The sequence below is a fragment of the Nitrospira sp. NS4 genome, from assembly GCF_049546785.1.
GTDB lineage: Bacteria > Nitrospirota > Nitrospiria > Nitrospirales > Nitrospiraceae > Nitrospira_D.
Map to the genome: position 1 here is coordinate 274924 of NZ_JBMWAN010000003.1, position 23153 is coordinate 298076.

Annotated in this window: 27 protein-coding genes and 1 pseudogene; 17 read left to right on the top strand and 11 right to left on the bottom strand. The window is 61.1% G+C overall.

The genetic code is table 11. The features are described 5' to 3' along the window. The first annotated feature begins 56 nt into the window (after nt 1-56). The 6 genes from ACO9S2_RS10000 (at nt 57) to ACO9S2_RS10025 (ending at nt 5022) form a co-directional block, all read left to right on the top strand. Nucleotides 57-704 (top strand): hypothetical protein, encoded by a 648-nt coding sequence (locus ACO9S2_RS10000; protein WP_423721870.1) that lies wholly within the window; start codon nt 57-59, stop codon nt 702-704. Nucleotides 705-751: 47 nt separating this feature from the next. Further along, complete coding sequence (locus ACO9S2_RS10005; protein ID WP_423721871.1) at nt 752-1813, top strand: hypothetical protein; 1062 nt, start codon at nt 752-754, stop codon at nt 1811-1813. 194 nt (nt 1814-2007) lie between these two features. Continuing rightward, a complete protein-coding gene (locus ACO9S2_RS10010) occupies nt 2008-3117 on the top strand; it encodes a DUF2914 domain-containing protein (protein ID WP_423721872.1) in 1110 nt (369 codons plus the stop codon). Then, nucleotides 3117-3323, top strand: coding sequence for a hypothetical protein (locus ACO9S2_RS10015; RefSeq protein WP_423721873.1), 207 nt, complete (start codon nt 3117-3119; stop codon nt 3321-3323). The genes ACO9S2_RS10010 and ACO9S2_RS10015 overlap by 1 nt, the downstream gene beginning before the upstream one ends. A 322-nt stretch (nt 3324-3645) precedes the next feature. Beyond that, the gene (locus tag ACO9S2_RS10020; RefSeq protein WP_423721874.1) at nt 3646-4575 is read left to right on the top strand and encodes an endonuclease/exonuclease/phosphatase family protein; all 930 of its coding nucleotides are present in this window, start codon (nt 3646-3648) and stop codon (nt 4573-4575) included. Nucleotides 4576-4665: 90 nt separating this feature from the next. Beyond that, nucleotides 4666-5022, top strand: a complete 357-nt coding sequence (locus tag ACO9S2_RS10025; RefSeq protein ID WP_423721875.1) for a DUF1499 domain-containing protein — start codon at nt 4666-4668, stop codon at nt 5020-5022. 158 nt (nt 5023-5180) lie between these two features. Here ACO9S2_RS10025 and ACO9S2_RS10030 read toward each other — a convergent pair whose 3' ends face one another. Then, nucleotides 5181-5357: a hypothetical protein gene (locus tag ACO9S2_RS10030; protein WP_423721876.1), complete on the bottom strand. Its 177-nt coding sequence runs from the start codon at nt 5355-5357 to the stop codon at nt 5181-5183. Nucleotides 5358-5633: 276 nt separating this feature from the next. Here ACO9S2_RS10030 and speD point away from each other — a divergent pair. The 3 genes and pseudogenes from speD to ylqF form a co-directional block, all read left to right on the top strand. Next, a pseudogene (speD, locus tag ACO9S2_RS10035) lies at nt 5634-5978 on the top strand (S-adenosylmethionine decarboxylase); the annotation flags it as partial. Between the two features lie 83 nt (nt 5979-6061). After that, nucleotides 6062-6397 carry an SCP2 sterol-binding domain-containing protein gene (locus tag ACO9S2_RS10040; protein WP_423721877.1) on the top strand — a complete coding sequence of 112 codons (336 nt, stop codon included), beginning with the start codon at nt 6062-6064 and terminating at the stop codon, nt 6395-6397. Nucleotides 6398-6505: 108 nt separating this feature from the next. Then, nucleotides 6506-7375 (top strand): ribosome biogenesis GTPase YlqF, encoded by an 870-nt coding sequence (gene ylqF, locus ACO9S2_RS10045; protein WP_423721879.1) that lies wholly within the window; start codon nt 6506-6508, stop codon nt 7373-7375. Between the two features lie 17 nt (nt 7376-7392). On the opposite strand, the gene ACO9S2_RS10050 is transcribed toward ylqF, so the two are convergent. From ACO9S2_RS10050 to ACO9S2_RS10080, 7 genes are all read right to left on the bottom strand, one after another. Next, nucleotides 7393-10581, bottom strand: coding sequence for an efflux RND transporter permease subunit (locus ACO9S2_RS10050; RefSeq protein WP_423721880.1), 3189 nt, complete (start codon nt 10579-10581; stop codon nt 7393-7395). An 82-nt stretch (nt 10582-10663) separates the two neighbouring features. Then, a complete protein-coding gene (locus ACO9S2_RS10055) occupies nt 10664-11851 on the bottom strand; it encodes an efflux RND transporter periplasmic adaptor subunit (RefSeq protein WP_423721881.1) in 1188 nt (395 codons plus the stop codon). Continuing rightward, entirely contained in the window at nt 11848-12492 is a 645-nt protein-coding gene (locus tag ACO9S2_RS10060; RefSeq protein WP_423721882.1) for a TetR/AcrR family transcriptional regulator, read from the bottom strand. Before ACO9S2_RS10060 ends, ACO9S2_RS10055 begins: the two co-directional genes overlap by 4 nt. A gap of 140 nt (nt 12493-12632) precedes the next feature. Next, nucleotides 12633-13049, bottom strand: a complete 417-nt coding sequence (locus ACO9S2_RS10065; protein WP_423721883.1) for a PilZ domain-containing protein — start codon at nt 13047-13049, stop codon at nt 12633-12635. Between the two features lie 40 nt (nt 13050-13089). Further along, a complete protein-coding gene (locus ACO9S2_RS10070; protein ID WP_423721884.1) occupies nt 13090-13251 on the bottom strand; it encodes a hypothetical protein in 162 nt (53 codons plus the stop codon). 69 nt (nt 13252-13320) lie between these two features. Then, nucleotides 13321-13851: a hypothetical protein gene (locus ACO9S2_RS10075; protein ID WP_423721885.1), complete on the bottom strand. Its 531-nt coding sequence runs from the start codon at nt 13849-13851 to the stop codon at nt 13321-13323. 7 nt (nt 13852-13858) lie between these two features. Further along, nucleotides 13859-14383, bottom strand: coding sequence for a hypothetical protein (locus tag ACO9S2_RS10080; protein WP_423721886.1), 525 nt, complete (start codon nt 14381-14383; stop codon nt 13859-13861). Between the two features lie 164 nt (nt 14384-14547). Between ACO9S2_RS10080 and ACO9S2_RS10085 the strand changes: the two genes are divergently transcribed. The 8 genes from ACO9S2_RS10085 (at nt 14548) to ACO9S2_RS10120 (ending at nt 21494) form a co-directional block, all read left to right on the top strand. Then, nucleotides 14548-15051 (top strand): thiamine pyrophosphate-binding protein, encoded by a 504-nt coding sequence (locus ACO9S2_RS10085; RefSeq protein WP_423721887.1) that lies wholly within the window; start codon nt 14548-14550, stop codon nt 15049-15051. Continuing rightward, a complete protein-coding gene (locus ACO9S2_RS10090; RefSeq protein WP_423721888.1) occupies nt 15048-15626 on the top strand; it encodes a thiamine pyrophosphate-dependent enzyme in 579 nt (192 codons plus the stop codon). Before ACO9S2_RS10085 ends, ACO9S2_RS10090 begins: the two co-directional genes overlap by 4 nt. A gap of 95 nt (nt 15627-15721) precedes the next feature. Continuing rightward, nucleotides 15722-16795 carry a pyridoxal-phosphate-dependent aminotransferase family protein gene (locus tag ACO9S2_RS10095; protein ID WP_423721889.1) on the top strand — a complete coding sequence of 358 codons (1074 nt, stop codon included), beginning with the start codon at nt 15722-15724 and terminating at the stop codon, nt 16793-16795. Further along, nucleotides 16792-17511: a sugar phosphate nucleotidyltransferase gene (locus tag ACO9S2_RS10100; protein WP_423721890.1), complete on the top strand. Its 720-nt coding sequence runs from the start codon at nt 16792-16794 to the stop codon at nt 17509-17511. The genes ACO9S2_RS10095 and ACO9S2_RS10100 overlap by 4 nt, the downstream gene beginning before the upstream one ends. An 81-nt stretch (nt 17512-17592) precedes the next feature. Beyond that, nucleotides 17593-19017: a CDP-alcohol phosphatidyltransferase family protein gene (locus ACO9S2_RS10105; protein ID WP_423721891.1), complete on the top strand. Its 1425-nt coding sequence runs from the start codon at nt 17593-17595 to the stop codon at nt 19015-19017. Between the two features lie 150 nt (nt 19018-19167). Then, on the top strand, nt 19168-20187 hold the full coding sequence (locus tag ACO9S2_RS10110; RefSeq protein WP_423721892.1) for a lysylphosphatidylglycerol synthase transmembrane domain-containing protein: 1020 nt from the start codon (nt 19168-19170) through the stop codon (nt 20185-20187). A gap of 231 nt (nt 20188-20418) precedes the next feature. Then, nucleotides 20419-20856, top strand: a complete 438-nt coding sequence (locus ACO9S2_RS10115) for an Hsp20/alpha crystallin family protein (RefSeq protein ID WP_423721893.1) — start codon at nt 20419-20421, stop codon at nt 20854-20856. A 461-nt stretch (nt 20857-21317) separates the two neighbouring features. Next, on the top strand, nt 21318-21494 hold the full coding sequence (locus ACO9S2_RS10120) for a hypothetical protein (protein WP_423721894.1): 177 nt from the start codon (nt 21318-21320) through the stop codon (nt 21492-21494). Between the two features lie 138 nt (nt 21495-21632). Here ACO9S2_RS10120 and ACO9S2_RS10125 read toward each other — a convergent pair whose 3' ends face one another. The 3 genes from ACO9S2_RS10125 to ACO9S2_RS10135 form a co-directional block, all read right to left on the bottom strand. Next, nucleotides 21633-22022: a PilZ domain-containing protein gene (locus ACO9S2_RS10125; protein WP_423721895.1), complete on the bottom strand. Its 390-nt coding sequence runs from the start codon at nt 22020-22022 to the stop codon at nt 21633-21635. A gap of 514 nt (nt 22023-22536) precedes the next feature. Further along, on the bottom strand, nt 22537-22830 hold the full coding sequence (locus ACO9S2_RS10130; protein WP_423722487.1) for a PIN domain-containing protein: 294 nt from the start codon (nt 22828-22830) through the stop codon (nt 22537-22539). 96 nt (nt 22831-22926) lie between these two features. Further along, nucleotides 22927-23139, bottom strand: a complete 213-nt coding sequence (locus ACO9S2_RS10135; RefSeq protein WP_423721896.1) for a type II toxin-antitoxin system VapB family antitoxin — start codon at nt 23137-23139, stop codon at nt 22927-22929. Between the last annotated feature and the right edge of the window lie 14 nt (nt 23140-23153).

The following is a 23153-nucleotide window of genomic DNA, read 5'->3' on the forward strand; positions in this document are numbered from 1 at the left end:
AGAGGCCGGAGGTGTCCGGCCAGCAGTGAACAGTTTTCTAGCGTGAGGAGGAGCCCGTGAAATCAGCGACGATGCGACAGGTGCTGGGGTTGGGTCTGATCGGGGCGATGTTGGCGGGGGCCGGTTGCGTCGGAAAGGGCGACACGCGGCTGCTCGATGTGCGTACGCCTATATCGGCGGCGCCCTTTGCGCCGGGGGAACCCGTGACGATCGTCGTCGAGCCGTTCGAAGATCTGCGGCCGGACAAGAGCCGGGTCGGGGTGCGGACTCATTTATGGGGCGGGGTGACAAATTTCAATGTGACCGGTATGCGATCGGGCGATGCCATCGCCCAGGCCCTGGCCGACCGACTCAAGAACCGTGGCTGGCAGGACCGGGCCTGGAATGTGCGGATGGCGCCGGCAGGGTCTGTGCCCGACGCCGATATCATTATCAGCGGCCAGGTGAACAGTCTTTCGGTAAATGCCAAGAGCCGGGTGTTTTCGACCGTCATTACGACCGCCAGCAAAGTAACCGTCCAGGCTCGTAATCTCGGGGACAGGAGCAGTACGACGCGGAACATTGAAGGGGCGCAGAGCCGGACGGTCTTCTGGTTTAATGAGGACGATGTTCAGGAGTTGCTCGCCGCCACATTGCAGGACGGGATCAACCGGTACATCAGCGATACCCGGATCGAGCAACGGGCCCTCCGGCCCGCGCCCTAGCTCGACGGGAGGTTGAGGCCGAAGGGGGAGGGAGTGGGTGCATTGCCATGCGCGAGCGGCGATGGGAGACGACAACTCCGCTGACGTTCGGCCAGGTCCTGGCGGTCGGGGAGCGATTGGCGGCTTTGGGGCTGAAGCCCGCGCTCCCGGCCCAGGACGTCATCTGCTACGTCGAAGAATGGACTGTGGCGACGCCGGACGAGTTCGACCAGCTCGATCCCTGGGCCACGGAAGACGTGACGCTCGTGCATGTGCGCGAGGGGTGGCGGGGCGATTTCTTTCTCCTGGCCGGGGCCTACCACACCGTCTATCAACGCCATCAGGATGTCGGCACGTACTGCTCGGTGAGCCATCCCTGGCGTATCCGGGAGCCGTTGCGGCTGCACGAGCCGCGCGGGATGTTCTGGCTCGGGTTCCGACATGCCCATTCCTTTCTGCGCGTCCGGTTGCAGACATGCGAGGTGATCACGCCGGGGGAAACCCGCGCGGACGCCATGCGGCCTCAATGGCTGGATGAGCGGCGTGCCGCCTTCCTCGATGCCATCACGGTGCTTGATCTGCCGATTGAAACTCTTATTGAGAAGAATCAAGTCGTGTTGCGTCCGGCCGACCCCGGGACTCCGTTCTTTTGTTCCTGGCCCGACGCCTTCGGTCCCGGCCAGTTTGAATACAACACGACCGACGCCTTTGAGTTCCTGGTGCCGGCCAGTAAATTGGCCTCCACCGTCGTGCCTGAACCGGCCGGGGTGCGGGCCTACCTGACCGGCTTTTCCGAAGAGGCCCTGACTGAGTTTCAAGCCATCGAAGCCGGAGCCCGGTTTGCCTATCGCTGCTCGGTCCATTGTCCGCTGGACGAGTTGCCCGAGGTGTTGGACGCGATCCAGCCTGATGGCCGCCTCTATGCCACGCTCTGCGAGTTTCAGACCCAGGTGGTGATTCCGGAAGGCGAGGACGCCTCGGCGATCATCGGCATTGTCGGCCATAACGGAATGTTTCAAATCGAGGTGCGCCTGAACCGGGCCCCGCTGACTGAAGAGGCGATGGAGCCCTGGCTGGAGCGGTTGGTCGGCTACCCTGTGGTGTATGCACCGCTGCCCGCCTTTGTGTGACAGGTTGCTGAAACCGGCCGCCAGCGGGGTTCTCACATCGCAGTTCCCCTGCGGCTTCCCGGGAGTGAGTACGCCTCGGGGCGCTGCTTGTTGCGGCCTTGCGGGACGACCGTGTTGAGCAACCTGTGGGAGCCTCGCCTCCGGAATCAATTTTTCATTGAACAAAGCGCTCGGATTTCGCACAGTGGGCCCTGATGAGCCCGCTCACGAAAGTCCAGTCTCTCCTCACGAAGCCGTTCATGCCGGCGGTGTTTTTTCTGTCCGGAGTGACGTACGACACCCTCACCCTCACGCGCATCGATCGGCTGCAGGACAATCTTCTGCTGTTGATCTACCTTCTCCTCCTGGGCGTTCTCATTGTGCTGACCGGCCGGTTAGGGATCGAGCCGGCGCCGGACCGGGAGCAGGTCGCCGCGCTGTCGCCCTGTGTGCGGTGGGTGCTGCGCGTGAGGCCCTACTGCCCCATGGCGATACAGTTCCTGTTGGGCGGGCTTTTCAGCGCCTATGCGATTTTCTATTCGCGGAGCGCCTCACTCACGCGCACCGGCATCTTCCTGGGCATCCTCGTGTTGCTCCTCGTGGGAAACGAGTTTTTGCGCGACCGGTTGTCCAATCTGCGCCTGCTGGTCAGTCTGTACGCGCTGGTCTGTCTGAGCTTTTTCACCTTCTTCCTGCCGGTGATGATCGGCGCGATCGGGACCCGGGTGTTTCTTCTGGGAGCCGGTTTGAGCGTCGTCGTCACCCTCCGCGTGGTTCACCTCATCTACAAGAACAATCAGGAGCGGAGCGCGCGGGAGGCGGTGCTGACCGGCACGCCCGGTATCGCACTCATCGGCCTGCTCGTCGGCTTCTACTTTCTCAACTGGATTCCGCCGGTGCCGCTGTCGATGAAGTTCGGCGGCATCTATCACGAAGTACAACGGCAGGGGGACCAGTTTCTTCTGACCTACGACCGGAACTGGTATGAAGTCTGGAAACGGTCGGAGAATCCCTTCCCCGCAAACGAGCCGGTTTATTGTTTCACCGCGGTCTTCGCGCCGGTGGCGCTGGATACGACGGTGTACCACCATTGGTATTTCCGCCCGAACAGCAGCAGCCCCTTCATCCATGCCGACAAGATCCCGATCAAAATTTCCGGAGGCCGTGAAGGCGGCTATCGGGCCTATAGCTTCAAACAGCGGCTCGAACCGGGCGACTGGCGCGTCGACGTCGAAACAGAGGACGGGCGGGTCGTCGGGCGCGTCTCCGTGCGTGTGGCAGAGCGGGGCGAACGTCCGGCCGCATTCAGGACCCTAGCGTATTAATGCAGCGTCTGAGAGGTCTCACATTGCTTGAAGAGCGTGTGGGGGAAGGACGGCCAGCCCGGAAGGGCGACCGCGTCGCCTACAATAGGAGAACGGTGCCAACTCAGGGCGACGGGGTCTCGCTCAACGATATTCAGGCCAAGCCGCTTCCCCCGAAGCTGTTGCAGGTCATGAAGGGGGCACATTCGTCGATCACACCATGGTGATGGATCAGCGGAAGAGGATCCCCCCGTTTCGCTGTCGGAGTTCCAAGGCAGAGGCGAAGGATAGCTGAACGGGCAGGTTCGCCCGGGACTGTGCCGCGTGGCCTCGACATTTGCTCCTGTTCTGGTTAGGCTTCGCCTGTCTTGGGGATGTCGATGCGGAAACCGTCTACTTCTACGAAAAGACGCGCGTTGCGCGGGTTACGGGCGATGCGCTGTTGTGCCGGGAGGACCCATGCCTTTTTATAGCTCAATCGATAATCGAACTCCTGCGGGCCGAAGAACGGCGGAAGGGCTACTGCGTCTGAAGAAAGCTTTGGATGCCATGGTGCCTCCCAAATCCCTCGATCAGACGTTGCTGGTCGCCAGTTGGAATATTCGGGAGTTCGGCGGCAAGAAGTACGAAGGCCGGGAGAAGGAAGCGCTCTTTTACCTGGCTGAGATTCTGTCGCGGTTTGATTTGGTGGCGGTGCAGGAAGTGCGGGACGACCTTGATGCCCTGGACGGCTTGATGGGGATACTCGGGGGCTGGTGGAAGTTTCTGGTTTCCGACGTGACTCTCGGCATGCAAGGCAACAGTGAACGGCAGGCCTTCATCTACGATACACGGAAGTTGTCGTTTGGCGGGCTGGCCGGAGAGTTGGTTCCGCCGATGACGAAGAAGGGGGACACGCTGAGTTCCGAATTCGCATTCGCGCGAACGCCCTACCTGGCCGGCTTTCGGGCGGGCTGGTTCAAGTTTACGATTTGTACTCAGCACCTGTACTACGGGAACCCGAAGGCCGATGATCCGCAGCGCGTGAAAGAGGCCGAGAACGTGGTGCAGTTGCTGAAAAAGCGCATGAAGGCGAAGGACCGTTGGGCCAACAACGCGATCCTGCTCGGCGATTTCAACGTCTTTACCACGAATGATGCCACCTTTACAGCGATCGAGAAGGAGGACTTTGAGATTCCCGCGGGCCTGAAGGGGAAGTACACGAATGCCAATCTGGACAAGCCGTTCGATCAGATGGCCTTCCTCGCGCCGGACGTGAAGAGCCAGGTGCAGGTCGCGAAGGCCGGGGTCTTCCCGTTCTTTGACTACGTCTATCGCGATGACGATCACAGCGTCTATCTTGCAAGCAAGGATGCCAAAACCTATCGCGAGTGGCGAACCTACAAGATGTCCGATCACCTTCCGATCTGGGCCGAATTGGGGGTGGATTTCGGCGAGGCCTATCTCAAACGAAAGACGACCAAGCCGGCTGAGCTCTGACCGCCTCATGCGCCGCGTGATGGCGTGATCGGGAACCATTTTCTCGGGAAAGTGACTTGTTCGACGGTTCAGAGAAAGGCAAGGTGATATATGACAACAAACCTGCCGTGCCCGGATTCGCCCAACTGTGTTTCGACCCAGGCAACGGATGATGGTCATGCCATCGCGCCGTTCCGGTATCGCAAGTCGCGGGCTGAGGCGAAGGAGGCGTTGAAGGACATCATTCGTACCCTGCCCCGCGCCAAGCTCGTCGAGGAAGACGAGTCCTCCCTCCGCTATGAGTTCACCAGCCTGTTGTTCCGCTTTGTCGACGATGTGGAGTTTCTCTTCGATGATCATGCCAAAACGATCCACTTCCGCTCCGCTTCCCGCACCGGCTACAGCGATTTGGGCGTGAACCGGCGCCGGATGGAGGAGATCCGGTCACTGGTCGAGGGGAAGTTATAGGGTGTGCCGCCGGCGAGATTGGTGCAGATGAGCCGGTCGGGAAACTGCGATGCAGGGGCGCTTCTCTGCGGCCGCAGCAGGGTACGAGTGACTTTAGCAAAAGAGGCAGATGGGGACGACCGTGCTCAGCCTATTGGGCCAAGGGGCCGTCAAGGCTGTCAGTGCTTGGGCGGCGGGAGCTTGGGACCCAAGCGGGTCGTGTGCTGGAAGACGCACTTCGGGCAGGTGTAGTGGACGAACTGCCGGCCGCCGACCAGCCGCTTCTTCATCGGAACCTTACACCAGGTGCAGAGGCGGTCGGGGAGTTCGGTCTGGACTGTGGAGGGGGTGCTCATGGTGGGGCGCATTGTCACCGAGGGGCGCGAACCTTGTCAACCGGATCCCGGGTCGCCCGGATCGTTCGATCTGAAAAAAGTTTGTGCGGGCGCACCTGACCAGAAAAAGTTCATGGTATAGTTGGAGCCAGATGTCGTGCGCGTGGGCCCTCACTTTTAATCAGAAAGGGGTTTAACCCTATGAGTATCTCGGCTGGTTCCGAGTCTTCGATCTTACCAACTAGCGCCCCGGCGGCCGTGTCGCTTCCCGTCCAGGAGATGGTGGGAGCCGGCAAAGCCTGGGGACTCTGCACTGCAGTAGACCTGCAAGATTGCAATCCTGAGCTGATCCGCAGTGCCGACCATATCAAGCGTTATGTCGTGGAGCTCTGCGAGCTCATCGGGATGAAGCGTTTTGGCGAGTGCCAGGTCGTGAATTTCGGCGAAGGTCGCGTGGCTGGCTATTCCATGGTGCAGCTGATCTCGACCTCGCTGATCAGTGGACATTTCGCCAACGACACCAACAACGCGTACCTCGACATCTTCAGTTGCAAGGGTTATGACCCGGCGGTCGTCGAAGCCTTCTCGAAGGAATTCTTCGGCGCGCGGCGGAGCATGGCGACAGCCACGCTCCGGTATTAGTCGCACGCTGTGTCAACCGGGAGTGGGGGCCGCATGCCTGCGGCCCCCATTGCCACCACCCACGATACCCCGTCGATCGATCCATGAAACCCACGTCCGTTGCAGAGTTCTTCCAGTCCCTGCCCGCCTCGCTCGATCGGGATGCCGCCGAAGATGTCACGGTGGTCTATCAATTCGATCTGAGCGGAACCCAGGGCGGGCAGTATGCCGTTCAAGTCGCGGATGGGGCCTGTACGGTTCAGAGCGGCATTCATCCCGATCCGCACGTGATCATCTCCATGACGGGGGAAGACTGCCTCAAGCTGCTCAACGGCCAGCTCAACGCCCCGGCCAGCGTCATGACCGGCCGTCTTCGGGTGAGCGGGGATATGGGCCTGGCGCTGCAGATCAAGTCGCTATTTCCTACCATCGGGTCGTAACTCATTCCGGCTGGCTCACCGTTCATCCGTCACCGCCGGGCTTGACGGCCGTTGCGCTTCTCTGCGACGTTGTACCTCTGTCCTCTTGATCTGAAAGGCTGTTTCCCCATGTCTATCCAGTGGTTTCCCGGTCACATGAATGCGGCGCGCAAAGAAGCGGCCAAGACCATGGAGGTGATCGATGTCATCGTCGAAATCCTGGACGCCCGCATTCCTGAGGCCAGCTGCAATCCGCTGATCGAGGAGCTGCGCCAGGCCCGTCAGCGACCCTGCCTGAAGGTGCTCAACAAGGCCGATCTGGCCGATCCCGCCGTGACCCAGGCCTGGTTGGATCTGTATAACCGGCAACCGGGCGTGAGCGCGGTGGCCCTGTCCTGTCAGCATGCGGGCGACGCCGCCAGGATCCCCCGGCTCTGTCAGCCCCTCGCCCCTCATCGCAACAGCATCGTCAAGCCGCTGCGTATGCTGATCATGGGAGTCCCCAACGTCGGCAAATCGACCCTGATGAACGCGCTCCTCAAGCGACGCATCGCCCGCGTCGGCGATGAGCCGGCCGTGACCAAGGTCCAGCAGCGGCACAAGCTGAACGACCGTATGACCATCACGGATTCCCCCGGATTGCTCTGGGGGACCATCAAGGACCCTCGGGTGGGCCTCCTGCTTGCGACGATCAACGCGGTGGGGCACACGGTCGTCGATGACGAAGCGGTGGCCGAGTTTCTCGCCGGCATCCTGCTCGCTCGCTACCCCGCCAGGCTTTCGGCCCGCTACGGCTTTGCGGTGGAGGGACTGACGAGTACCGGGGTGATTGATGCGATCGCGAAAAAGCGCGGCTGTCTCTTGGCCGGAAGCGGCGGGGCGCTGGACCGGGACAAGGCGGCGAGGATTCTCTTAGCCGACTACCGTGACGGGACGCTGGGCCGCACCAGTCTGGAGAAGCCAGGAACAGAAGCAGAGCCACAGGCGGGGCCAGCCTGAAGAGGCTGGGCTGGAGGCTATTCCAGTGCCGGAAGCGGGCTGGTCGGTGGTGAGGGAGTAGCGGCCTGCTGCTCTTCATCCAGCTTTCTCGGGAACCGTTCCTCCAAGATCATATACATCGTCGGGACGAGGAAGAGGGTCAGCAAGGTCGAGACGCTGAGCCCGCCTACGACCGAGCGCGCGAGCGGTGCGTTGGTTTCTCCGCCCGTTCCCCAGCCGATGGCCATGGGCAGCAGGCCGAAGACGGTGGCGAGCGAGGTCATCAGAATGGGCCGGAGGCGGGTGCGCGAGGCGGTGACCACCGCGTCATGCAAGGGGCGGCCCTTGCGGCGCAGGACGTTGGTGTAGTCCACCAGCAGCACACCGTTTGAGACCACGATGCCGAGCATCATGATGATGCCCATCATCGAGGTGGTCGAGAGCGTGGTGTTGGTCAGGAAGAGGATCAGAATCACGCCCGGAAAGCCCATCGGCACCGAGAACATGATGATGAAGGGGTCGATGAGCGATTTGAACTGCGCCGCCATCACCATGTAGACGAGTGCCAGGGCGAGGATGGTGGCGAACTGCAGGCCCTGGAAGGTCTCGCGCTGCTGCTGAATCTGGCCCGCCAGCTTGATGCTGAACCCGGTCGGCATCTGGAGATTTGCAAAGGCCGACTCCAGGTCGGCGGCGATCGCGCCCAGATCCCGATTGACCGGATTCGCCGTGATGTGGACGACGCGTTGGAAATACTTCCGGTCGATCTTCACGGGGCCGGCATTCAACTTCAGGGATGCCACGTTCTTGAGCAACACCGGCTCTCCGGCCTTGGTCGTCAGCAAGATGTTCTCCAGATCGGTGAGGTCTTTCCGGTGTTCCTCCGCCAGCCAGGCGCTGATGTAGTACTCGTTGCCGTTCTGCGGGTCGGTGTAGATGATCGGGTCGGTCTGGCCGTTCCCGTTCAGTGAGAAGAGCACGGCGTTGGCCACTTCGGTTTCACTGATTCCGAGCAGCGCGGCCTTTTCCCGGTCCACCACCACGTTGATTTCAGGATAGTTCTCCTCGCGGCTCACCTCGATGTCGGCGAGGCCCGGCACTTTGTGCATGACCTCTTCGACCTGGCGGATGACCCCGCGGGCTTTCTCAAAGTCATAGCCATAGATTTCGACATCGATCGATTTCTGGGAGCCGAAGCTGGTGACCCGCTTTACCAATCCACCCGGATCAAAGAACATGGCGACACCGGGGAACAGCTTGATCACTTTCGGGCGCACGTCGTTCATGACCTGAACCTGGCTCCGTTTCCGCTTGTCGGGCGGCACCAGGTAGACGGAGATCACGGACGTATGCGGGCCGGTGTTGGGGTTGAAGAGGGATGAGCGGCCTTGGGCCAGCACGCCGGTGCTGGACACCATCGTTTCCAGTTCATTCGCCGGGATATTCTCTCGCAGGACCCGTTCGACCTCCGCGACTTGCTGCTCGGTTTTCTCGACGCGCTGGCCCACCGGCGCACGGAGGACAATGCGGAACTGGCTTTCGTCGGAGACCGGCAGGAACTCCGTGCCGATCATGGGGAGCAGCATCAGCGAGCCGACAAAGACCAGGACCACGGCTGAGATGAAGGTCCGACGGTGGTCCAGCACCCAGCGCAGCGACTCTTCGTAACGGCGATCCAGCGAGTCGTAGCGGTTCCGGCTCCACTCCATTAATCGCACAAACCAGCCCGGCATGGCGCCGTGGGCGTCCTGCTCCGGCTTCAGGAACTTGTAACAGAGCGCCGGGGTGACGGTGCGCGAGATGAAGAACGAGGTGAAGAGGGCGATGGCGATCGTGACGGTGAGCGGGATCAATAATAAGCGCGCGATGCCGACGATGAAGAACATGGGCAGGAAGACGACGACGGTCGTGACGGTTGAGGCGAAGATCGGCATCGCCACCTCACGGGCCGCTTCCAGAATCGCATCCCACCGGCGTGGGGTCGTGTTGAGGTGCCGCTGAATATTTTCCAGTTCGACGATCGAGTCGTCGACGAGGCGACCGATGCCCAGCGCCAGCCCTCCCAGGGTGAACACATTCAAGGTTTGTCCGGTGAAGTAGAGGACGATGAATGTCACGAGGATGGAGAGCGGGATGGCGACGGAAATAATCAGGGTGCTCGTCAGATTGCGCAGGAAGATCAGGATGACGGCGGCGGCCAGCAGCGAGCCGTGCAGGGCCTGCTCGATCAGGTTCTGGATGGATTGGCGGATGTAGACGGACTGGTCGAAGGAGATGCCCAGCTTCACGCCCGGCGGAATGCCGATCATCTTGGGGAGGGCGGCGCGGAGGGCATCGACCACTTCGACGGTGTTGGCGATGGGCTGCTTGTTCACGCGGAGATAGACGGCCCGTTTTCCGTCCGTCCGGACGACGTTGGTCTGAATGTCCGACGAGTCGGTCACGGTTCCCACATCCCGCACACGGACCGGGCTGCCCTGCTGGTTGACCTTGACGATGACGTCCTGAATCGGCTCGACGGTCTTGAATTGATTGTTCGTGAAGACGTTGTAGTCGAGATTGCCGGCCTTGAGGTCGCCGGACGGCAGGATCAGGTTCGCGGCCTTGACCGATTTCACGACGTCGAGGATCGAGAGCCCCCGCGCATTGAGCAGGGCCGGGTCGAGATTGATGTTGATCTGGCGGATTTTGCCCCCTTCGACCGTGGCGGCGGCCACGTTGGCGATCTGTTCGATCTGGGGCGCGATCGTGTTGTAGGCCAGGTCGTACAAGGCACGCTCGTCCAGATCGTCGCTGGAGACCGTCACGAACGACACCGGGATGTTGGAGACGTCGAACTTGACGATGAAGGGTTGGAGGATGCCCGGCGGCAGGCTGTTCAGGATCTGGGTGATGCGCTGCATCACTTCCATTTGGCCGACGTTGATGTCGGCGCCCCAGTTGAACCAGATCTGGACCGCGCCGATGCCTTGTTTCGAAAAGGATTCGACGTGCTCGACGTTGGAGGCGGAGCTGACGGCCTTTTCGATGGGATAGACGACGCTCTGTTCGATGTCGAGCGGGGGTGCGCCTTTATAAATGACCCCGACGAAGGCGACGGGGACCTGGATGTTGGGGAACAGATCGACCGGGAGCCGCTCCAGCGAGGTGACGCCCAGCACCACCATCGCAAGCGACAGCATCAGGATGCCGATGCGATTTCGTAATGCGAGCAGTGTCAGCCACATGATGGAAACGGTGACGTGTGATGCGTGATCAGTGATGAGCTAGGGATTAACGAACATCGGTTGCTGGACCGGAGTTCACCCATCACCCCTCACCCTTCACTGGGCTAAGGGATTGCGTCTGCACCGGGGTGCCGTCGTGGACGAGATCTTTTCCTGAGACGATCACCTGTTCATCGCCGGTCAGACCTTTCGTGATTTCCACGCGATTGCCCTCGCGGGCCCCGATTTCGACATTCATGCGCTGGGCCTTCCCCTCCCGCACGACGTAGACATATTGCGCGTCTTCCAACCGGCTGACGGCATCGATCGGGACCTGGATGGCCTGAGGGTGAGTGCCCACGAGGGCTTCGACCCGCGCGAACATGCCGCCCTTCAGATCGCGCTCCTTGTTGGGCAGATCGATCTCGACGGTCATGGTGCGGGTGGCGCGGTTAAGGGCCTGGACGATGCGTGTCACGGTTCCCTCGAAGACCCGATCCGGGTAGGCTTCGGCCCGCACCTCCGCCTTTTGCCCGATATGCACGAGGGGAATGTCCTTCTCGACTACCTCGATCAGAATCCGCACGGTTTCGATGTCGTGCAGGCTCAGGATCCCGCGCGACATGGTGGAGGTGCTGGCGGTCGCGCTGGTCACGTAGGCGCCCTGGTCGAGGTTCCGTTCGGCAACATAGCCTGCAAAGGGGGCCCGGACATAGGAGTAGGCCAGGTTGGTTTCTGCCTGAGCGAGCGCCACTTCTACCTGCTTTACTTGCGCTTGCAGGGATTGTAGCGCCGCGATTGCGCCGTCGAAATTCACCTGCGCGGTATCCAAGTCCTGCTGAGAGACGAATTGATCCTTGATGAGTGACTGCATGCGGTCCAGGGTCAGCTTTGTGTTGCGCACCGCCGCCTGCTGCTGCGAGACCTTGGCCTTGGCTGCTGTGAGATTGGCTTTCGCCTGGTTCACCGCGTGTTGGTAGTCGGTATGGTCGATTTCCACCAGCAACTGGTTGGCGTTGACGAAGTCTCCCTTATCCACATGGATTTTGGCGATGTAGCCATCGACGCGGGAGAAGAGGTTCACAACCTGGTTGGGAATAATGTCGGCTGTGTAGGTCAGCCGGATGGGGAGGTCCTGTTTCACGGGAGTGACGGTCCCCACGGTAATGACGCGCGGCTTTTTCTGGTCGGTCTTGGCGCCCGTGCTCAGGCGGAAGACGACCAGGGCGGTGACGGCAAAGAAAATAATCACGCCGAGGATGACGAAGGGGTGCTGCTTCCACGACTTCATGTCACGCGCCTTGTCTTTGCGCGACCGGTTGCAGGCACGGCCACGAGCCCGTGCAGGAACAGATCCACATAGCTTGAGACGGTATCTTCATAGGACCGGTCCATCGGCACGCCGAAGATTTCGTGCAGCAGGCGATGGTGGACCACCATGCCGATAAAGCCCCGGGCAGCCAACAGGGGGTCCACTTGGCGGAAAGCGCCGTCTTCGACCCGCTGCTGAATGTAGGCGGCGAGGCGGTCGTAGAATACCTTGTGATGCTTGCCGAAGAACATATCGGAGAGTTCATGGCCTTCCAAGGCGCTGAACAACAAGAGCCGTAACAAGGTCGGATCGACACCGGGGCGGATGCGGTAGCCGGCGATCAGGGTAAAGATGCGCCGGTCGTCACGCTTCCTGGCGGATTCCTCGATGGATCCGAGCAGTTCGCCGAGGGTGACCTTTTCCGCGAGGATAGCGGCATAGAGTGCGCGCTTGGTCGGGAAATGTTTGAACACCAGCGCTTCGCTGATGCCGGCCGCCTTGGCGATCTCTCTTGTGGTCGTGCCGTTGAAGCCCTTTTTGGCGAACAAACCCGTGGCGGCCTGAATGAGGCTGGCTTGCCGTTCCCGGCTGGATTGTTTGGATGGCTGTGTCGCGGGCATATTGTCCTGGTGAGTAATCACTCACCGCGACGGTAGCATGAGTCCTCTTGCGAAGACAAGCAACGGGCGGAATCGGACGGCTGGCAAGGTCGTGATCAGGGGCGGTCGTCGGGGCCTTGCTCGCAGGCCAGGGGGGAAACTCAGACCAGTCTGAATCTGGTGCGCTGATTGTGGACCGTTGCGTGGGAAATATTTTTCCAGATGTAGGACTGCAACCGTTTCCGCTGCTCTTGCGAGAGCTGGAGAAATCGAACTGAGAACTGGCAGCCCGAAACCCAGACCACATGTGCCGCAGTCAGGCACAGAGGGGCTTCACCATCCGGCAGGTGTATGGCGAGGGTGAGAAGTGTTCCACGGGTCACCGGGCCATCGGTCACGAGCTTACATCCTGTTACGGAGATATCTTTGGTCAATGCCTGGCCGGCATGAGGTTGGCTGGGGACTTCTCCCTTGTACTGGACTTTGAAACTGACCGCGAGCCGTTCGGTGTTGCGTTTGTCCAGGCTGGAGTAGGTTGGACGTGTGTGAGTGGTTGCCAGAGACGGAGACTTTCTCATTTCTACCTTTCTGTGAGCGATGCTTTTTTATAAGCCGGCTCTACGTCGGCCCAGGCGTTTCCGGAATCCCCGGGGTGAAGGGGACGATGCCCCTCGCAGTCGGGAGGGCGGTCCGGAACCGCTTCAGGTCATTAGGGAGAATGATGGAGGAGAACGGGTCGGAAAGCCAGTTATTGGTGAATTTTGCGAAACGCTCTTTCATGATCCCGAAAGAGCCTCCTCCCACGGAGTACGAGTTCTTGTATGCGGAGGGGGGAGCGGTCGTGACCGCTCAGAACACTGTGCCGGAATTCCCTTCAGCGAGTTTTTCGCGGAGCGTGCGGCTTTCGAAGAAAATGACGCCCTGTTCGACTCGCGACTCGAACCGCAGCGTGATTTCCGTATCGAACCCGTGCCAGGCATAGACGCGGATCGGGCCGACCGAAATCTGGCCCGGCGTCCGATCGAGCGGCCCGTATTTGGATTGGAGATAGGTGAGGATCTGCTCGTGCGTCTCCTTGCCATGGTAGCGGATCAGCACGCGGCCGAACTTTCCTTCAAAGGTGGTGTAACGCAAGACATCCACCGGGATGGTCCCGAGCGCGGGCGCTCCGGACTTCTGCTCGAAGGATTGCAGCGCGCCTGCATCTTCAACCCGTCCCAGTCGGTCGCTTTCGCTCAGCTCAGTCCCCCAGGGAATTTCCTCGAATCCGTTCGGATCGTTCACGATCGGGACGGCGAGCGCCAGGGCAGCGGGCAGCAGCAGGGGGGCTGTCAGGCCGGCAAGCAGCCGGTAAGGCCGTTGGAAGATCTGTGGGACCATGGCGAGGCTACTCCGCTGAATCCGTGATGTGGTCGTTGAACCGCGGCGCCAATGTCCGGCTATCGATAAAGATAAACCCCCGCTCGGTACTGGCCTGATAGGTCAGGTTGATCTCGGTCTCCGTGCCGCGCCACGTATATTGCTGATTGAGGCCCCGCGTCATCTGGCCGGGAATACGCTCCAGCGGGCCGTATTGGGCTTCCAGATAGTCCATGACACGCTTGTGGGTCTGTTCCCCGTCGTACCGGATGGTGACCCGGGCAAACTGATCATCGACCGAGACATAGAGGATGCTGGTCATCGCTGCGTCGGCAAAGGACGGGGGGCCTGTCTTGGCGCGATATTCCTTGATGTGCGGGCCGGTTCGTGCCGGCTCCAGGTCCGTACGGGTCATGAGGGCCGCCCCCCAGGGAATGTTGTGAAACCCTTTCGGGTCGTTGAGCATCGGCACGGCGCCGACGGCAGAGGGCTGAAGCAGGACGCATCCCATCAGCAGCGCAACGAACACATGGGAGAGCGGGCGACAGCGCATGGCGGAAGATCCTGTCGAAATCATCGGCGTGGGTGCACGCTACCATTGCTGTCCGGCTCCGTGCAACCGGCCGGCATTTGTTGAGAATGCCCAAAGCCTGTCCTATAATGCCACCGCTTTCACAGTCGGTTCAACGATAGGGGCCATGCGGGCAAAGGATTGAGATGGACATGATCGAGAGCGACGCATTCGTTCAAGCGCTGCAGGACATGGGGGTGGACTTTTTCACCGGGGTCCCTGATTCGATCCTGGGCGGCATTATTGCGGAATTGATGGATCGCCGGCTCTACACGCCGGCCGTGCGGGAGGACGAGGCGGTGGCTATGGCCGCCGGCGCCTACATGGCGGGAAAGATTCCCGCCGTGCTGATGCAGAATTCCGGTCTCGGGACCTCGCTCAACACGCTGATTTCCCTCAATATGATCTATCGTCAACCCTGCATCCTGATCGTCTCCTGGCGCGGCCAGGGCGGGAAGGATGCGCCGGAGCATCTGGTGATGGGCGAAGTCATGCCGCAATTTCTTGAGACCATGAAAATCCCGCACCGTGTGTTGACCGAGAAGACGGCCCTGGACGACTTCAAATGGGTGGCCGAGACCTTCATGAAGCAGCGCATCCCGGTCGCGCTCGTGATCACCAAAGGCGTCGTAAAGGGGTTGCATCCATGAGGCCTGAAGAGGGAACACTGATCAGCAGGGCGCAGGCGATCGCCGCGCTGCTCGAATTGCTCACCGACCAGCCCGTCATCATCTGTAACGGGTTTCCATCCCGCGAAGCGCACAAAATCGCCGATCGCCCCACCCACTTCTACATGATCGGCTCGATGGGGAATGCGCCGGCCATCGCGCTCGGCGTGGCGCTGGCCAAGCCGAACAAGCAGGTGATCACTTTCGACGGCGACGGCAATGTGCTGATGGGCATGGGCACGCTGGCCACGGTGGGGGCCTTGAAGCCGAAGAATTTCATCCACGTGGTATTTGACAATGAAGTCTACGGCACGACCGGAAACCAGCCGACCATTTCCAACGTGGTACCGCTGGAAAAGGTCGCCAAGGCGGCCGGCTATGTGAATGTGGAGCGCGTGCTCGACCGCGACGACCTCGTCTACGAGTTCAAAGACATGTTGAAGAAAGACGGGCCGAGCATGTTGCTGATCAAGGTCAACGAGTTTGCGGAAGACGCCGGGCGGGTGCTCCATGAACCGCCCGACATTACCAAACGGTTTATGAAGGCCATCGAGTAGAAAGGCTGGCCAGAGGCACGTGGCACGAGGCAAGGGGGGATCCTCCCGCGTGCCCCTTGCCCCCTCGCCTCTTGCCGAAAGGTCCTATGATTTTATTGAATCCAGGTCCAGTCAATGTGAGCGAGCGGGTGCGGCAGGCGTTGCTGCGGCCGGACATCTGCCACCGCGAATCGGAGTTCACCGAGCTGCTCTACCGGATTCAGGACAAGCTGTTGAAAGCCTTTGTCCCCGGCGCGGAAGCCGAATATGCGGCGGTGCTCATCACCGGCTCCGGCACGTCGGCCGTCGAGTCGGCGCTCATGTCGGCCATCCCCCACGGAAAGCGCATGCTGGTGTTGAACAACGGCGTGTATGGCGAGCGCATTTCCCAGATCATCGGCCTCCACCGGCTGGGGGTGTCCGAACTCAAGTACGACTGGACGGCCAAGCCGGACCCCGAACGGCTCCGGCTCGCCCTGCGGCAGCATCCCGAAGTCCATGCCGTGGCGATGGTGCATCACGAGACGACGACCGGCCTCATCAATCCGGTGAAAGAAGTCGCGGAGGTGGTCGACAGCCAGAATCGCGTGTTCATCCTCGATGCGGTGAGCGGTTTGGGCGGGGAGTCGCTGGATATCGCCGGGTCGCACATCTACATGGTGGCGGGGACGGCGGGCAAATGCATCCAGGGATTTCCGGGCGTGTCCTTCGTGCTGGTGCGGAAAGGCTTCCTGGAGCGGATGCGGAACTATCCGAAGCGTTCCTGGTATCTGCATCTGACGCATTATGTGGATGATCAGGGCCGCGGCACCATCCCCTTCACGCCCGCGGTACAGGTCTATTACGCGTTCGACGAGGCGCTGAGCGAATTGCTGGAAGAAGGCGTGGCGAACCGCATTCAGCGCTATAAAAAATCCGCCGCGTTGATTCGCGCGCGCATGGCGAAGCTCGGCGTCAAGCCGGTGCTCACGCCGGACCGCCAGTCCAACACGATCACGGCCTATTATCTGCCCGAGGGGGTCGCGTACGCTCAGCTCCATGATCGTCTGAAGGCCCAGGGCTATGTCATCTACGCCGGCCAGGGACAGCTGGAAAGCAAAATCTTCCGGGTGGCGAACATGGGCGCGCTCACCGAGGCGCAACTGGCCGGATTCCTCGACGCATTCGAACAGGCATGTAAACCGGCATGAAGGCGATCATTCTTGCCGCAGGAGTCGGGAAACGACTCTGGCCGGTGACCCAGCACCATCCCAAGTGTCTCATCAAGATCGGGGGAGAGACGCTGCTCCGCCGGTATCTCACCTCGCTGGCGAGCGTCGGCATCCGGCAGGCCGACATCGTGGTCGGGTACAAGCAGGAGATGATTCGTTCCGCCGTGGAGTCCGATGCCGGCGGGGTGCGGGTGAACTTCCTGGTCAACGAACAATTCCATCGCGGGAGCATCTCGTCGTTGTGGATCGCGCGGACGGCCTTCACGGACGACACGATCGTCATGGATGCGGACGTCCTCTTTCACCGGGAGATCCTGCGCCGGCTGGTCCAGTCCCCCTATGAGAACGCCTTGCTGATGGACGAAACCGTCAAGCAGACCGGCGAAGAGTGCATGGTTGTGGTGGAGGGAGGCCGGGTCATCGCCCTCACGAAAAAGATGCCGCCGCGCTATGAGTATGCGGGTGAAGGGGTGGGGTTCTTGAAAGTCCGGCAGGCTGATTCGCCCCATGTCGTGGCGTCTCTCCGGACCTATGTCGACCGCGAGGCCTGGCAGATGGAGTACGAAGATGCCTTGATCGATTTCTTCCGCGATGTGAAGGTCGGCCACGAGAAGATCGGCGGGCTGCCCTGGACCGAAATCGATTTTCCCGAAGATGTCGAGAAAGCCGAGCGCGAGATTCTGCCACGGCTCTAGCGGAGATCGTGGTTCGTGAAATGTCTCTTGTGAAACGCAAGAGAGCCCGCGAGCGACGGACGACGAGCAACGGATTCTGAAATGAGTGAAAGTCTCACCCAACAGCAGGCGGAAATCCACGGACTGGCGACGGCGATTCTGCTGCCCTCCGCGAGCGTCTTCGGAGATGCGATCGAACGCAGGCCGGGTGTAGCCGGGCCGCTGACCAGCGTGGTCGGGATCGGATTGTTTCAGCGGGCTGTCCTCACCTTGCAACGGGCCGGTATCCGGCAGCTGATCGTCCTGGCCGGTCAGGAGGAAGACCAGCTCAAGCAGGCGCTGGGCCGCGGCCCGCGCGTGACGATTGCTGTCCGGTGGATGCCGATCCGGGAGTTCCCGCTCGACGATCCCCGCACCTGGGACGTGCTGGCGGAGGAAGTGCATGGCTTTTGTCTGATCGCGAGCGCGCGCGGGCTGTTTTCCCGTCCCTTGATCGAAAGTCTTCGTCGCGACGTGCAGCACGGGCAGGCCATTCTGGTGGCGCAGCCCGCCGGTCGGCCTGGAGCAGGGGAGCGGCGGGTGCCGGTGACCGTGAGAGCCGAACGGCTGCTGGCGCTCGGATCTGCCCGGGGCGAGGAGAGCGGTCTGGTTGCGGGGGAACTGCTGGTGGTCCCGGCCAGTCTCATGCAATCCAGTAACACCCCTGATTCCACTGAAGACACGATTCCCATCCGCAGCTGGATCGAACGGGCCGCGCGTGACGGCCGCGTGCGGGTGCTGAGAACGGACGTGAATCCGTCGGAGTGGTATCAGGATGTGCGGACCCAGGATGACGTACCGCGGGCGGAGCGCAGGCTCTTCTCCTCCCTGAAAGGTGAATTCGAAGGGTTCGTCGACCGGTATTTCAACCGCAAGCTGTCCCGCTGGTTCACCCGCGTGTTCCTTGTGCTGGGGTTGTCACCGAATGCCATCACGATGATCGCGACGGTCATCGGGATTCTCGCGGCGGCGGAGTTCGGCATCGGTACCTACAGTGCGGGCATTCTGGCGGCAGCGCTCTTTCAACTGGCGGCTGTGATCGATTGTTGTGACGGGGAGGTGGCCCGCCTCACATTTACGGAGTCGCCGTTCGGGGCCTGGCTCGACATCGCCATGGACAATGTCGTGCACATGGCCATCTTCGCCGGCATCGCGGTGGGAGCCTATCAGCGCGCGGCCGGGCAGGACGAGGCGTGGACTCCGCTGGCGCTGGGCGCGGCGGCCATCGTCGGAAATGCCCTCTCCTTCATGCTGGTCAATCGGGCGCAGAAGATCAAGGCGGCCAGCGGATGGAAAACCCCGGTCCATGCCGCCTGGTCGGACTTCATGCTGAAGAACGTGGCCAGCCGAGATTTCTCCGTGATCGTGCTGCTCTTCGCCCTGCTGAGCAAGCTGGAATGGTTCCTCTGGATGGCCGCGACCGGTTCGATCGTGTTTGCCGTGCTGATGTTGTGGGTCATTCGTCCGTCCGCGACGTCCCGTGCTTAGCAGCGGGATGCTGAACACATCCCCCAGCGTCGTTCTGAGTCGCTCAGTCCCCCCGGCGTACCAGCGACGTACGCCTCGGGGCCTTCGCTCCCTGCGGCCTTGCCGGATGGCCGTTTTGAGCATCCCGTCAATGATGGTTTGTAACGCATCGTGGTCAGGCTAATATTACTCACCCTTGGGCTGGTCACACTCGGTCTCCTCGTCTGGCATATCGGGCCAGGCCGCATCTACGACGCGGCGGCGCAGCTCGGGCCGGCGGCCCTGTTCGTCGTTCTCATCCCCTCGTTCATCATGTATGCGATCGAAGCCTACGGGTGGAAAGTCACGCTGGGGTCATCGGCGCAGGCCGTGCCGTTCTGGCGCCTGTTTGCGATTCGAACCGCCGGGGAAGTGGTGAACATGACCACGCCGGCCTATGTCGGCGGCGAGCCGTTGAAGGCGTATCTCTTGAAGAAACACCACGTGCCGATGGTGGAGGGCCTCGCGTCGGTCGTCATTGCCAAAACTACGATGACGGTGGCCGAAGTCCTGTTCATTCTCCTCGGCATTGCACTGGGGCTGTGGCTGATAGGGGGACAGGATTCGTCCGGTCAGACCGTGGCTGCGGCGCTCTTGAGCGTGGGGCTGCTGGCCTTCGGGACGGCGGCCTTCGTGTTTGTCCAGCGGCGCGGCATCTTTACCTGGATTCTGGAGACACTGAGAACAATCGGATTCCGGATCGGATTTCTGGAAGCGCGTGAAGACAGGCTGCGCGAACTCGACCGGACGATCCTCGAGTTCTATACACACCACCGTCCGGCCTTTTACGCCTCCACGGGGCTGTTTTTCCTAGGCTGGCTGGCAGAAGCGCTGGAAGTGTACGTCATCATCTACTATCTCGGCGGGCCGGCGCTGGCGTTCCCGGCCATTTCCATCGGGGCCCTCTCGGTCTTTATCAAAGGCGGCACCTTCTTCATTCCCGGCAGCCTCGGCGCGCAGGACGGCGGAAATCTGCTGCTGCTGAAAGCCTTCGGCTACAGCGACGTCACCGGCATTACCTTTGCGTTGCTTCGCCGGTTCCGTGAACTTGTGTGGGTCGGGATCGGGTTGCTGTGTTTGGCCCTGGTCGGGAAAGACCGAAAGGCTGCGGAGTCAGGACAGTCGAACAGACCGGGCGGTTCTCCCGCCTGAGCCAGCCATCCCCGGCTGTGTTCCCTCTCTTCCCCCTCTTGACTTTTTCTCGGGAGAAATTAACTCCTCTCTCGTTGCTGATACTGACCAGATGGATTTGGTGTTAGGCCCGAGTCTGGAGGTGTAGCGGCGGCAGGTGTTGCCCCGGGTCTTCCTCGGCCTGACTCCCGATCCACAACCATCACCATCAACCCATAACGTGACCTCTCGGAGAGAGGAGGAGGGAGAGTTATGAGCAGCTATGTACCGACCGTGGTGTCCTCGATCAGCCCCGATCTATTCAACCGTCAGATTGACCGGATGTTTGATGAAGCCCTGCGGGCGTTTGGAACGTCTGGCCAGCCGTGGTCGCCGGCCTGTAACGCCTGGGAGGATGGCGACGGCTTCTATGTAGAGGTCGCGCTTCCAGGGTGGGAGACAAAAGACCTCTCGCTGGAGATCGACAACCAGGTGTTGACGGTGAAGGGAGAGCGGAGGGAGGAGGGTGCGCCCGAAGGAGTCTATCATCTGCACGAGATCGCCGGCGGCCGGTTTGTGCGGCTCTTCAAGCTGCCGGCGTTCGTCGATCAAGACAAGGCCTCGGCTACCCACAAGCACGGTCTGTTGACGGTGTCCTTCCCCAAGCGGGAAGAGGCCAAGTGCCGGCGGATTATGATCGAAGGAACGTAACGTACCCGTGACAAGGGTTCGTGTCGGTTTCGTTACGAGAGCCCTGCCTGCTTCAGGATGACCGGTCTGTGATGCCTCACCGATGTCCTCGATCGGTGGGGCCTTCTTCCCTGCGATGTTCCAGGATAGGCGATCCGGGTGCATGGGGAACCGGCCTCTCAGGCAGAGGGCGGAGACATAGGATGCGAGCAAAGGAGACGGGTGATGAGACCGTTAGTGTGGTTCGCGAAATGGCGGAAGGGAGAGAGACCGGGCGAAGAGCAGGAGACGCCCGGCGGGAGGGGCCGCTCCCGAGTGTTCGGCCGGATGAAGGACGTATGGCGGAGAAGTGCGCCGGAAGACCGTCGGCGGGACGAGACGGAGGGTCTTCGACCACTCAGGTGAGATCCTTGGCGCACGGGCTTTTCTGACAGGAAGACCAGCGTGCCCATACACGCTGAGGAAGAAAGGGGGTGAACACGATGATGGATTTGAGTTCGGTCATTGATGCCGGACTGGTTGCAATTGGAGCGATAGCGGTGCTTCTGATGGGACTCTGGACCTTGTCTTCCGAGTCCAGCACCGTGTCCACCTCCGTGCAACCGCCCGTCAGGAAGAATCGACATCGCGATCTCGCTTCGCTGCCGAAGGCGGCGTAAGGAGATCGGTGTCGCGTAAGTTCGAGAGAGGCGTTCCCAGGGGGCAGGCCTGGTGTAGAGGGTCTGCCCCCTTCTTTTATCGTATCCGGTCCGGATCGGGATTCCGTGCTGCGCAGTGAGCGAGGAACGCGGGGCCCGTCAGGACTGAGAGGGTGAGGACTTCTGCTGCTTCATGGTGGTGAGCCGTTCGATCATCCGGTCCCAGACAAACCCGTGGAGGCGGAGGTTCGCCGCCCGCTCCACGTTCGTAAACTGCACCCCAATCTGGTTATCTTTCACCCACCGCACTTCCGCTCCGTCGATCGGCAGCGACTCGGGCCGATCGGGAAGAATCAAACGAAGTAGCAGGTTGCCCGCTTGAGACGGGGGCGTGGCACATTCGATCGTGCAGCCCAGGACCGTTAGATTGGTCACGGTACCCTCGCCGATCGCGTCGGCTCCGGCAAACATGACGGGATACGACACCGGCAGCGGCAGGCGGTAGTGCGCTCGTTGATAGGGCTTGGTCTGCTCCTGAGTCTGTTCCATGGTGGAGGGAGTGTAGCCCGGCTGCGGGCCGCGGGCCTATCCCCCGTTGGAGGGGCGAGGGGGAGAGAGGGGGGCCTGGTTAATTTCCTGTCCTCGCGCCCCGCGCACGCGGGAACCATCGAATTTCGGCGCTTCCGGATATCGAGTAGGTCAGGCATCCCGTTGATCAGACTCTTCTCGCTGGTGCCTATTTCTCGCCCTCCCCTTTGTAAGGGGAGGGAAGGCGGGGTAGAGGATCTCGCCGGCAGCGGCGCGCAGGTGGTTGGCCCACTGATCCATGCAGCCGTTCTCAGGATTCGACCTCCCCTCCCCCCCCTCCTTACGAAGGAGGGGTCAGCTGGGAATACTGGCGTCAATCCAAACGGGCACCCTTCTCACTGGCCCACACGAAATTCTGAAACACCCGAATTTCTAAACTATACGCGGTGCTCCTTGGGGCAAGGACGTGTCCCGGCGCGGCCGGGGTAGGCGGGTGAGAAAGTTGCGTGCATTAGTGAGTGCGGTTGGTCGGTGACTATTCGGGGAGAATGACCAAATTGCAATGGTTGGCGATGCGAGAAAAGTCTCGATCTGTTGTCAGAAGAGGATAGCCGTGCTGGCAGCAGGCAGCGGCGATCAAGAAAGCGATGGGGCCGGCCAGCACGCCTTTTGGGCGGCACGCCGTCCGGAGGTTGGCCGCAGCGGCGTAGGTCGAGCGATCAAGATCGAGGAGAGGGAATGGCTCAAGAAGCTGTATCAGTCGATCAAACTGTTTGTCGGACCGAAGCCCGTCCAGGAGTTCCTGGAGGATATTCCCGAGAAGGAAGATCCTGTTGTTCGATTCGAGCTGAGTGGAAACGTGTGGACATGAATATTGGAATCATCGACCCGGGGCCGCCGGAGCACGAGTGACCAGACCGAGGTGTCAACGACGCGGTTCACGCTCTTGCCGATCCTGTTTGTAGTCCCAGTCCTTTCGGAAGTCGAAGGTTCCCAGGGACTTCAGAAGGTGCCGCTGGCGCCGACGCTGGATAAATTCTTCCAGGGCGACCGTGACGGTTTCTTTCTTGGTGCGGAGCTTGCCGATCCGGCGGGCCTTTTCGAGCAAGGCATCGTCAATGGCGAGATTCGTTGGCATGACCGCTTCCATGT

Excerpts from the sequence above, each read along its gene's own strand:
- ACO9S2_RS10005 (WP_423721871.1), top strand. The coding sequence starts at position 752 with ATGCGCGAGCGGCGATGGGAGACGACAACTCCGCTGACGTTCGGCCAG.
- ACO9S2_RS10010 (WP_423721872.1), top strand. The coding sequence starts at position 2,008 with ATGAGCCCGCTCACGAAAGTCCAGTCTCTCCTCACGAAGCCGTTCATG.
- ACO9S2_RS10015 (WP_423721873.1), top strand. The coding sequence starts at position 3,117 with ATGCAGCGTCTGAGAGGTCTCACATTGCTTGAAGAGCGTGTGGGGGAA.
- ACO9S2_RS10020 (WP_423721874.1), top strand. The coding sequence starts at position 3,646 with ATGGTGCCTCCCAAATCCCTCGATCAGACGTTGCTGGTCGCCAGTTGG.
- ACO9S2_RS10025 (WP_423721875.1), top strand. The coding sequence starts at position 4,666 with ATGACAACAAACCTGCCGTGCCCGGATTCGCCCAACTGTGTTTCGACC.
- ACO9S2_RS10030 (WP_423721876.1), bottom strand. The coding sequence starts at position 5,357 with ATGAGCACCCCCTCCACAGTCCAGACCGAACTCCCCGACCGCCTCTGC.
- ACO9S2_RS10040 (WP_423721877.1), top strand. The coding sequence starts at position 6,062 with ATGAAACCCACGTCCGTTGCAGAGTTCTTCCAGTCCCTGCCCGCCTCG.
- ylqF (WP_423721879.1), top strand. The coding sequence starts at position 6,506 with ATGTCTATCCAGTGGTTTCCCGGTCACATGAATGCGGCGCGCAAAGAA.
- ACO9S2_RS10050 (WP_423721880.1), bottom strand. The coding sequence starts at position 10,581 with ATGTGGCTGACACTGCTCGCATTACGAAATCGCATCGGCATCCTGATG.
- ACO9S2_RS10055 (WP_423721881.1), bottom strand. The coding sequence starts at position 11,851 with ATGAAGTCGTGGAAGCAGCACCCCTTCGTCATCCTCGGCGTGATTATT.
- ACO9S2_RS10060 (WP_423721882.1), bottom strand. The coding sequence starts at position 12,492 with ATGCCCGCGACACAGCCATCCAAACAATCCAGCCGGGAACGGCAAGCC.
- ACO9S2_RS10065 (WP_423721883.1), bottom strand. The coding sequence starts at position 13,049 with ATGAGAAAGTCTCCGTCTCTGGCAACCACTCACACACGTCCAACCTAC.
- ACO9S2_RS10070 (WP_423721884.1), bottom strand. The coding sequence starts at position 13,251 with ATGAAAGAGCGTTTCGCAAAATTCACCAATAACTGGCTTTCCGACCCG.
- ACO9S2_RS10075 (WP_423721885.1), bottom strand. The coding sequence starts at position 13,851 with ATGGTCCCACAGATCTTCCAACGGCCTTACCGGCTGCTTGCCGGCCTG.
- ACO9S2_RS10080 (WP_423721886.1), bottom strand. The coding sequence starts at position 14,383 with ATGCGCTGTCGCCCGCTCTCCCATGTGTTCGTTGCGCTGCTGATGGGA.
- ACO9S2_RS10085 (WP_423721887.1), top strand. The coding sequence starts at position 14,548 with ATGGACATGATCGAGAGCGACGCATTCGTTCAAGCGCTGCAGGACATG.
- ACO9S2_RS10090 (WP_423721888.1), top strand. The coding sequence starts at position 15,048 with ATGAGGCCTGAAGAGGGAACACTGATCAGCAGGGCGCAGGCGATCGCC.
- ACO9S2_RS10100 (WP_423721890.1), top strand. The coding sequence starts at position 16,792 with ATGAAGGCGATCATTCTTGCCGCAGGAGTCGGGAAACGACTCTGGCCG.
- ACO9S2_RS10105 (WP_423721891.1), top strand. The coding sequence starts at position 17,593 with ATGAGTGAAAGTCTCACCCAACAGCAGGCGGAAATCCACGGACTGGCG.
- ACO9S2_RS10115 (WP_423721893.1), top strand. The coding sequence starts at position 20,419 with ATGAGCAGCTATGTACCGACCGTGGTGTCCTCGATCAGCCCCGATCTA.
- ACO9S2_RS10120 (WP_423721894.1), top strand. The coding sequence starts at position 21,318 with ATGATGGATTTGAGTTCGGTCATTGATGCCGGACTGGTTGCAATTGGA.
- ACO9S2_RS10125 (WP_423721895.1), bottom strand. The coding sequence starts at position 22,022 with ATGGAACAGACTCAGGAGCAGACCAAGCCCTATCAACGAGCGCACTAC.
- ACO9S2_RS10135 (WP_423721896.1), bottom strand. The coding sequence starts at position 23,139 with ATGCCAACGAATCTCGCCATTGACGATGCCTTGCTCGAAAAGGCCCGC.